The organism is Methylobacterium sp. Leaf85 (assembly GCF_001422125.1).
Taxonomy (GTDB): domain Bacteria; phylum Pseudomonadota; class Alphaproteobacteria; order Rhizobiales; family Beijerinckiaceae; genus Methylobacterium; species Methylobacterium bullatum.
This window is the reverse complement of sequence record NZ_LMME01000027.1, coordinates 1-7,047: the sequence shown is the minus strand read 5'-3', so window position 1 is coordinate 7,047 and position 7,047 is coordinate 1. Positions and strand designations below refer to the sequence as shown.

Here is a 7,047-nt window from a genome sequence, read left to right as displayed (position 1 = left end):
GGAGCGGAGCGATCTCATCCCAGAGATCATCGGGGAGAAGCGGTCTGGCCATGCCAAACCAACGCTGAAAGCAACGCTCGGTGCCGTTCTGTTAGGCGCTCTTAACCGAACGCGGCCAGAAATAGCGAATAAGCCCTTGGTCTGCTGGCTACTTGGCTACTTGGCTACGGCACGAGCTCGTAATCGAAGGCGAGGAGGTCCTCGCTCTCGCCGATCCAGCGCGCGTCGTCGGCACGGGACTCGACCAGGTAGAGGCCGTCGCCTGCCTCGTCCGGCCGGCGCACGAGGTAACGGTACGCCCTGCGCCACGCGGCCCGACGGACCCTCTCGCCCTGGCGCAACCACACGAGGGCCTGCCCGAAGTCGCGTCCGCTTTCCCGGACCGGGCGGAGGACGACGAGGGGGCCGTCCCCAAGGTCGACCGTCCCGATGGAATTGTCCGCATAGGCGGTCAGCATGGGACCCCGCTCTTCATCGAGCATGAGCCGGTGCCACGACCTGAGGCGTTCCTCTCGCATCTCCAGCGTGACACGGGCGCCGGCATGATGAGCCATCAAGCCGGCGCGCAGGATCTCATCCAGTTGCGGGCGGGCAGCATCGAGGCGTGCGATGCGGGCCCGGAGGCCGGGCAGGATTACGTCGGCGTGGGCGCGCAGGGTGTCCGACAAGGCAATCTCCTAGGATCAGGAGAGCATCGTCCCACCGCCGGAGCGACCGTCACCAGAGGCCGGTGAACAGGTGTTCATCGGGGCGGCCCAACATCGGACCATTCGCGGTACCGCCCATGCCCTTTTGCGGCCCATGCCTTGGGACCGTCACATCGCCCCTTGTGATGGTTGCGCCGCGTTCGGACAATCCATGGCGGTCCGACAGAAAGACGCCGCCATGCTCACCAAGTTCCTCCGTTTCGCCGGGCTCACGCCCGCCTCCCAACCGCCAGCCCGACCGCTGTCTCGGCGGTCCGACACGCCGGCCGGACCGCGTCCGACAGGTCCCGCCCCGGTGTCGGACGCGGTCAGACAGCAGCGTGCCGAAGCGAAGGCAGACTTGCATAGGCGTGCGCTGGCGACGCCGCAGATCTGGCACGGCGCGGACCGTAACTTCATTCGCGCATACCAGGACATCGACAAAGCCAGCGTCCCGAACGGGATGTCGGTCAACGAGGCCGCGCTCTCCCGCGCCCGCCTGGAGGTCGGACGCGAGGTCGCGGAGTACCTGCGCGCCATGCAAATCCTCGGTAGGCGCACCCGCTGGGTCACTGAGGCACAGATCCAGATTCCGGAAAAAGCGAAGGCGATTCGTCGGGACCTTGAGACCACTGCCGCCACGGATTTCACGACGTGGGACGAGGCCCGACAGGTCCTGTCGCGCCGTCAGACAGATGCCCGCCGCCTCGGCGAGCCAGTCCCGCCCGACCTCTATGTCTCGCCCGCGGTCGAGCAAGGGATCGCGGAAATGCTGGCGGAGCGTGTCGCCCGCCTAGCCAAGCGAGCCAGCCAGAGCGGTCGCGGGAACACGGGTACGGGGGGCACCACGGGAGACGCGGGGACGGGCGTCATCCCCCCGGGCACGACGCCTCCCAAGGGCACGGCTGACGAGGAGCCAGAGATTCACACGCCTCCCGGACCCAAGAAGCCGTGAAGGTTTCGCAAGGCCGTCCGACAATCGTCGTCCGACATCTCGTGGGTCAGGAGTAGAGAAATGGAGTTTAAGCCAGCCATGGCGGTCGGACACGCTCCGCGCGCCGCTCTCCAGTCGCCCCCCGTTCCGGGCGGCTCGCTGCCAGGGGCTCCGCCCCGTGGACCCCATACACCTGCGGCGCCCAATTTCCGCAAGTTGGCCAGCAAGGTGGACGTCCGGTTGACCGGCCCCCTGCGCGGCGCCCTCACGGAGGCAGCCAAAGCAGCCGGCGTCACGGACGGCGCGTATGTCCGCCGCCTGGTTGCGGATGCCCTCGGGCTCGACGCCGAGGCGGACCGTGGGTCGGGCCCGAGGCAGAGGATCCCGGACGCCGATTTGATAATTCTGGCCGGCCTGATCAGGGAGGTCGGAGGCCTCTACCCGGCCGCCCGGTCCGGAAAAGCGGACGAGGTCATCGCCGGGTTGGATCGGGTACGCGCGGCGCTGGTCCCGATGGTCGTCGGCCTCAACGCGAGGCCCTCGTGATCTCGGGCGCGATCCGCGGCAAGGGGGGCGACGCCCTGGCTCACCACCTGCTCAAGCCGGAGAACGAAGAGGTCGAGGTCATCCCCGCCCGGGGCCTCGGATCCCCCGATCTTGTCAGCCAGGTCCGCGAGCTCGTGGCCCTCTCGTTGGGCGGCCGCACCGACCGACCGGTTTACCACGTGCACTGCGACCCGGACCTCGCCATCGAGGACAACGACGGGGCACGCCGCCGCTTCTGGAACCTCTTCGAGGCCGAGTTCGGGCTAGCCGGGCAACCGGTATGCGGAGCGGTCCACGTCAAACACGGCCGTCGCCACGAGCATCGGGTCTACAGCCTCGTGCGGCCGTCGGGCGCCGTCGTCGACGTGGGGTTCGACTTCGCCCGACGGGAGCGTGTCGCGAGGACAGTCGAGTTCGAGTTCGGCATGCCGGGGCCCACGCCGTCGAAGCACGCTAGGTCCATCGTGCGGGCCCTGCGCGAGGCGGGCCGGGGCGACGTCGCCGATTGGATGGAAGCCGCGGGCGCGACCGAAGCGGAGCGTCCAGTGGCCCGCCTCAGTCCTCAGGAGCGCCTGATCGAGGAGCGCACGGGCGTCCCCCTCGATGACCTACGCGCGGCCGCGCTGGCGGCGTGGCGTGCGTCCGGCGACGGCGATTCGTTTCTCGCGGCGCTCCGGAAGCGGGGCCTCGACCTCCGCGAGGGGCGGTCCGGTCCGGTCGTCGTCGACGGCACCGGCACGGCGCATCTGGCAACCCGCCTCATCGGGGCGGCCGCACGCCGGGCAGACGGCACACGCATTCCCGCGGCGGCCGTGAAGGCGCGCCTGGCGGGCCTAGACCTTAAGCAGCATGGAGAGAGCAATGACGAACGAGGAAATCGGGCGGGAGATCGTGGCGGTGCGCAGGTTGCTGGAGGCCTTGATCGGGTCCCTGGCGCCGGAGGAAACCCCTGCGGAGCGGTCCCTGTTGGACGCGCTAGCGGACCTGACGAATGCCGTGGACGAGACGGGGGGAGTAGTGTCAGCGATGCACTCGCACGTATCGCGGCTCGCCCCGGGGCCGCGCGTCTCAGAGCACGCTTGAGATTGCTGGGGCCGCATCGTTCCGCGGCTTTGGCCGCCGGTCTCGATGCAGTGCGCGCTGGCAGGTGGGTCACCGTCCCCGGGCAACATCTCGATATCTGGGGTCTCCCGATCACGGGAGATCGCCCTCGCCTAGGCTAGGCTTTGGTCGCGTTCAGCCAGTCTTCCAGGTCGACTTGCCTGGGATCGCAGGGCTGGCGCGTAGGCGGCGGGGGCGCGGGGGGCTCCGGCGGGGGTGGCGGCGGATCGAGTCTCGCGAGCTCCTCGACCGCGGCCTGGAGCTCCGCGATCCGGATCCGGCCGGCACGGACCAGCCATGCCCGTGACCCGCGGGGTGGCTCGGCATCGCCAGAACGCCACCGGCGGACCTGCCGTGGATTCTCTCCGAGGAGCAGGGCAGCGGAGGTCGTGCACCGGCTCCCGAGCATCAACTCCGCGACCTTGAGGACCTCGCGAGCACCGAAGCGCAGGTCGGGTCCGACGGGCTCCAACGGTGGTCCGCCGTTCCCACCGATGGCCTCGCGGTCGCGCTTGGCGTGCTGCCACTCGCGCTCCGCCTTGGGGTCTGCGGGGGGCGCGGCGGCCCTTGCGGCGATGCGGGCGGCGATCTCCGCGATGTGCTCCGCGGGGGGTTGGCGAGGCCTATGCGCCATGACCGAGCGCCTTCGCGACATGCTGCATTCGGTTCTTGACGCGGAGGCCGAGGGGGCACAGAAAAAGGTGCACCTCTCCGTCCACGCGGTCCAGGTGGACCAGACCCCGGACATGCAGGGCGCGGGCATGAGCGAGGACCTCGCCCTTGGTCATGCCTTCCAGCTGAGCGATTGCCCAGGCCGGGATCCCGAGGAGGTCGCTGGTCGCGAGAGAGAGGACCCGACGCTGCGGGTACGACAGTGAGGCCCCGGTCGCCCGGCAGTGAAGCGGCCGTCGGGCGAGCACATTGGCCTCCGCCTCGGTAGGGACCCGGGCGCCGGTGGGGCCAAGGGTGGACGGGAAAATCATCGATGTGCTCCTGATCGGGCAGCGGGCGGGTGTGCCGGCCCCCGTCCCGACGCCCCATGTCGGAGGCGCCCGGAGAGGGGCCGGGGCGCTGGGCCCCGGCGGGCGGGATCAGTCAGACGAGGTCGGCGAGCTTGCGCCTGAGCGATCCGATGGCGGGGGCGAGCTCAGCCGCCCGCTTGGAAGCCATGTCGGTGGCAAGCTTCTGCCTGAGCGTCTCGCCCTCGAAAGCGCGTTCTTCCTGGTGGTAGCGGACGAGCTCTTCGGTGATGTCCCTGGAGGGCACCAAAGACAGCACGCGAGCGATGGGGCGGTGCACGTGGTAGTGCCACTCCTCATCGAAGAGGTAGCGGACGATGGCGGATTTGCGGGCCAGGGAGGCCAGGGAGGCCAGGTCGAAGGACGCGGAGAACGGCTTGGCGGATGCCGGGATCGACTGGGAGATGTAGTCGAGGAGCGTGTCGGCGATGGTGCCGGCGGCAGTATCCTCATCTGTCGAGACCGCGCAGAGAATGCGCTGCATGGCGAAGGACTCGTCATGCGTGAGGACGAAATGGACGTGACCCGCAAGGACGTTGGCGGCCTCGGGTGTGAGGGTGCCGGTTCCGGTGATCACGGTATCGCTGGGGCGCATGTGTCTCTCCTGTCGGGTGGGTCAGTTGATGGCTGCTTGCGCTTCCGGCGAGAGGATCTGCCGTCCTGCAGGGTGCGCGGCGTCGAAGATGAGGAGCTCGCACCGCGAACCGCGACGCAGGTCACAGAGCTCTGGCATGCGGTCCTCGGTACCTCCCACGAGGGCGAGGACGGCACCGCCCTCGATTGGTGCAATGACGAGCCCGTCCCGCACCATCGCCAGGGCGGCGGCATGCTCGGCACGGGGCTTTGGCGAGCATGCCGAGTAGTCACGCGCCGCAGTTTCGACGTCCCGCGCCAGCCGGCATGCGCCGAACCAGGCCTGGACCTCGGCAACTGTCAGGAGTGGCTCGACCACCGGCATCCCTTCGAGCTCGGCGATAGTCAGGCGGCGTCCGGTACCGACCTCGGTTACCCGGGTCCCGGGGTACGCAGCGAAGAAGGCGTCCCAGTCAGTGGCGAAGATCTGGTTTCCGGTTGTGAACATGTGTCGATCTCGTCTGAAGCGCCGGTGCCCTGCCGGCTGAAAGGGCTCCCTCAAGGGGTGCAAGCTCAGTAGTAAATGCCGGCGACGGCGTCCGCGTCCTCCTCGGAGAGGGGCGGCTCGATGAGCCCGTGCTGCCGCAATTGCTCCGCGAGATCGTCGGCCTCCCGGGCCTGCTCCCGGAGCTCCGTGGCCCGCTTTTCGAGGAGCTCCGAAAGCTTCGGGATCACCCAGTCTGGCACCCGGCGCTCCCCGACCGCCCAACGTTGGATGAGGCGGGGGTCCATGGTCTCGCGGGGGCCCGTCGGATGAAGCTGCCCCAAGAGGCGGGCCATCGGGCGCTGCCAGTCGCGGCCGATGAGGATGGTGCCTACCCGCGCGAGTACAGTCGTGGACGTCATCGGCAGGGCGGGACGGCCCATCTTCTTGGGTGCGGGTTTGGGGGGGGGGGGGGGGGGGGGGGGACTCAGGCGCCGGTCGCGGCCCGAGCGTCTCGGACGATGCGGGTCACCTCGAATGCGGAGGCGTTCCGGCACACGATCCTGGTGCCGGGCCTGATCAGGTCCTGGTCATCAGGCCGCGTGGGCTGGGCACCCACGCCCTCGGGCAGGCCGTCCTGGGGATCGTATGCCCACACCGTCCAGCCACCCCGGATCACGAGGTGCCCGGTCGGGCCGTAGCCATGAAGGTCGCCAGCAAGCACGGCGACGATGTCGTCGAGGCCATGCTTCGTAAGGATCGCGGCCGTGCGCTCCATCTGATCGAGGGTCAGACGGATCAACGCGGTGGGCGTCGTGAGCGTGGGTGGGAGCGGGGAGGAAGCCATCGAGGAGAATGTCCGTCGGTTGAGAGGGGGAGCGGGCAGAGCCGTCTCCACGAGGACAATATGCATCCGAACAAGATGTCCCACAAGGTGCGGACACCTTGTATCCAAACTTTTTTCCTGCGCTCCGTCAGAGTTTTCCCTGGGCTCCGTGTTGGCGCGGGGATTCGCCCCGGTTCGATGTCCGATAGACTCCTGTCAGGGCTGGATATTCAGTCAGACGGGAGGGTGCGGTGAGTGGCTATCAGGGCGTGGACTACGCGAGGATCGGATTGATCTGGGCTGCCCGGGACGCGGTCGCGGACGAGCGCGAGGCGGCGGTCTCCTGGCAGCGGCATGCCGAGCGCCTGGAACGCGATCTCGCGGCATGCCGAGGGGCGGCGGCCGCAATGGATGCCGGGAGGCTGGCGCAACTCCGGGGTCTGAAGGCGGCCCTGGAGGCGGTCGCCCCATTCGATCCGGTGCTACGCCGGACCGGGCGACACCACGACAGCGGCGCGGCGGAGCGGCAGTTCGAGACCGCCTTTGCGGACGCTCACGACGCGGTCGCCCGGCGGCATGGGGTGCCCCTCGCCCGGCGCGCCCTGACGATGGAGGAGCGGGCCGCGGAGGCAGAGGAGGCTGTCCTGGCAGAGCCCATCCGGAGGACCCGGCTGCTAGCCCTGTTCCACCGGCGGTGGTGGTGGCGGGGTGACGAGTACCGGAGCGAGGCAGGCGCGGTCCGTGCCCGAGAGGATGCCGCCCGGGCGTCCCGGGCGGCCGTGATGGTAGCTACTGATCGCACATGAGGAATGTCGCTCCCAAAACTTGTTAACGGCGCTAATGCGGGGGGCTTCATGCGACCCTCAGCGCCCCCCCCC

The 7,047-nt window shown here is 69.1% G+C and carries 11 protein-coding genes; 5 read left to right on the top strand and 6 right to left on the bottom strand.

What is annotated here, in order from left to right; genetic code table 11:
• Positions 1-164: 164 nt before the first annotated feature.
• Entirely contained in the window at positions 165-668 is a 504-nt protein-coding gene (locus ASF08_RS14835) for a Thoeris anti-defense Tad2 family protein (protein ID WP_056146686.1), read from the bottom strand.
• Positions 669-885: 217 nt separating this feature from the next.
• Here ASF08_RS14835 and ASF08_RS14830 point away from each other — a divergent pair, with 217 nt between their 5' ends.
• From ASF08_RS14830 to ASF08_RS14820, 3 genes are read left to right on the top strand one after another with little or no spacing between them, the layout of a single operon-like run.
• Positions 886-1,641 carry a hypothetical protein gene (locus tag ASF08_RS14830; protein ID WP_156629607.1) on the top strand — a complete coding sequence of 252 codons (756 nt, stop codon included), beginning with the start codon at positions 886-888 and terminating at the stop codon, positions 1,639-1,641.
• 60 nt (positions 1,642-1,701) lie between these two features.
• Positions 1,702-2,166 carry a hypothetical protein gene (locus tag ASF08_RS14825; RefSeq protein WP_156629606.1) on the top strand — a complete coding sequence of 155 codons (465 nt, stop codon included), beginning with the start codon at positions 1,702-1,704 and terminating at the stop codon, positions 2,164-2,166.
• Positions 2,163-3,389: a hypothetical protein gene (locus ASF08_RS14820; RefSeq protein ID WP_056146682.1), complete on the top strand. Its 1,227-nt coding sequence runs from the start codon at positions 2,163-2,165 to the stop codon at positions 3,387-3,389. Before ASF08_RS14825 ends, ASF08_RS14820 begins: the two co-directional genes overlap by 4 nt.
• On the opposite strand, the gene ASF08_RS14815 is transcribed toward ASF08_RS14820, so the two are convergent.
• Positions 3,386-3,901 carry a hypothetical protein gene (locus ASF08_RS14815; protein WP_056146680.1) on the bottom strand — a complete coding sequence of 172 codons (516 nt, stop codon included), beginning with the start codon at positions 3,899-3,901 and terminating at the stop codon, positions 3,386-3,388. The genes ASF08_RS14820 and ASF08_RS14815 overlap by 4 nt on opposite strands.
• Here ASF08_RS14815 and ASF08_RS14810 point away from each other — a divergent pair.
• A complete protein-coding gene (locus ASF08_RS14810; RefSeq protein WP_056146678.1) occupies positions 3,900-4,145 on the top strand; it encodes a hypothetical protein in 246 nt (81 codons plus the stop codon). The two genes, ASF08_RS14815 and ASF08_RS14810, sit on opposite strands and share 2 nt — an antisense overlap.
• 217 nt (positions 4,146-4,362) lie before the next feature.
• Here ASF08_RS14810 and ASF08_RS14805 read toward each other — a convergent pair whose 3' ends face one another.
• From ASF08_RS14805 to ASF08_RS14790, 4 genes are all read right to left on the bottom strand, one after another.
• Positions 4,363-4,881 carry a hypothetical protein gene (locus ASF08_RS14805; RefSeq protein WP_056146676.1) on the bottom strand — a complete coding sequence of 173 codons (519 nt, stop codon included), beginning with the start codon at positions 4,879-4,881 and terminating at the stop codon, positions 4,363-4,365.
• A 21-nt stretch (positions 4,882-4,902) separates the two neighbouring features.
• Entirely contained in the window at positions 4,903-5,367 is a 465-nt protein-coding gene (locus ASF08_RS14800; RefSeq protein ID WP_056146674.1) for a hypothetical protein, read from the bottom strand.
• 65 nt (positions 5,368-5,432) lie between these two features.
• The gene (locus ASF08_RS14795; protein WP_200931866.1) at positions 5,433-5,786 is read right to left on the bottom strand and encodes a hypothetical protein; all 354 of its coding nucleotides are present in this window, start codon (positions 5,784-5,786) and stop codon (positions 5,433-5,435) included.
• Positions 5,787-5,830: 44 nt separating this feature from the next.
• Positions 5,831-6,190 carry a hypothetical protein gene (locus ASF08_RS14790; protein WP_156629605.1) on the bottom strand — a complete coding sequence of 120 codons (360 nt, stop codon included), beginning with the start codon at positions 6,188-6,190 and terminating at the stop codon, positions 5,831-5,833.
• Between the two features lie 230 nt (positions 6,191-6,420).
• Here ASF08_RS14790 and ASF08_RS14785 point away from each other — a divergent pair, with 230 nt between their 5' ends.
• Positions 6,421-6,975, top strand: coding sequence for a hypothetical protein (locus tag ASF08_RS14785; protein WP_156629604.1), 555 nt, complete (start codon positions 6,421-6,423; stop codon positions 6,973-6,975).
• The last annotated feature ends 72 nt before the right edge of the window (positions 6,976-7,047 follow it).

Bases quoted from the DNA above. Each gene is read 5' to 3' on its own strand.
- ASF08_RS14830 (WP_156629607.1), top strand. From the start codon at position 886: ATGCTCACCAAGTTCCTCCGTTTCGCCGGGCTCACGCCCGCCTCCCAA.
- ASF08_RS14825 (WP_156629606.1), top strand. From the start codon at position 1,702: ATGGAGTTTAAGCCAGCCATGGCGGTCGGACACGCTCCGCGCGCCGCT.
- ASF08_RS14810 (WP_056146678.1), top strand. From the start codon at position 3,900: ATGACCGAGCGCCTTCGCGACATGCTGCATTCGGTTCTTGACGCGGAG.
- ASF08_RS14815 (WP_056146680.1), bottom strand. From the start codon at position 3,901: ATGGCGCATAGGCCTCGCCAACCCCCCGCGGAGCACATCGCGGAGATC.
- ASF08_RS14805 (WP_056146676.1), bottom strand. From the start codon at position 4,881: ATGCGCCCCAGCGATACCGTGATCACCGGAACCGGCACCCTCACACCC.
- ASF08_RS14800 (WP_056146674.1), bottom strand. From the start codon at position 5,367: ATGTTCACAACCGGAAACCAGATCTTCGCCACTGACTGGGACGCCTTC.
- ASF08_RS14795 (WP_200931866.1), bottom strand. From the start codon at position 5,786: ATGGGCCGTCCCGCCCTGCCGATGACGTCCACGACTGTACTCGCGCGG.
- ASF08_RS14790 (WP_156629605.1), bottom strand. From the start codon at position 6,190: ATGGCTTCCTCCCCGCTCCCACCCACGCTCACGACGCCCACCGCGTTG.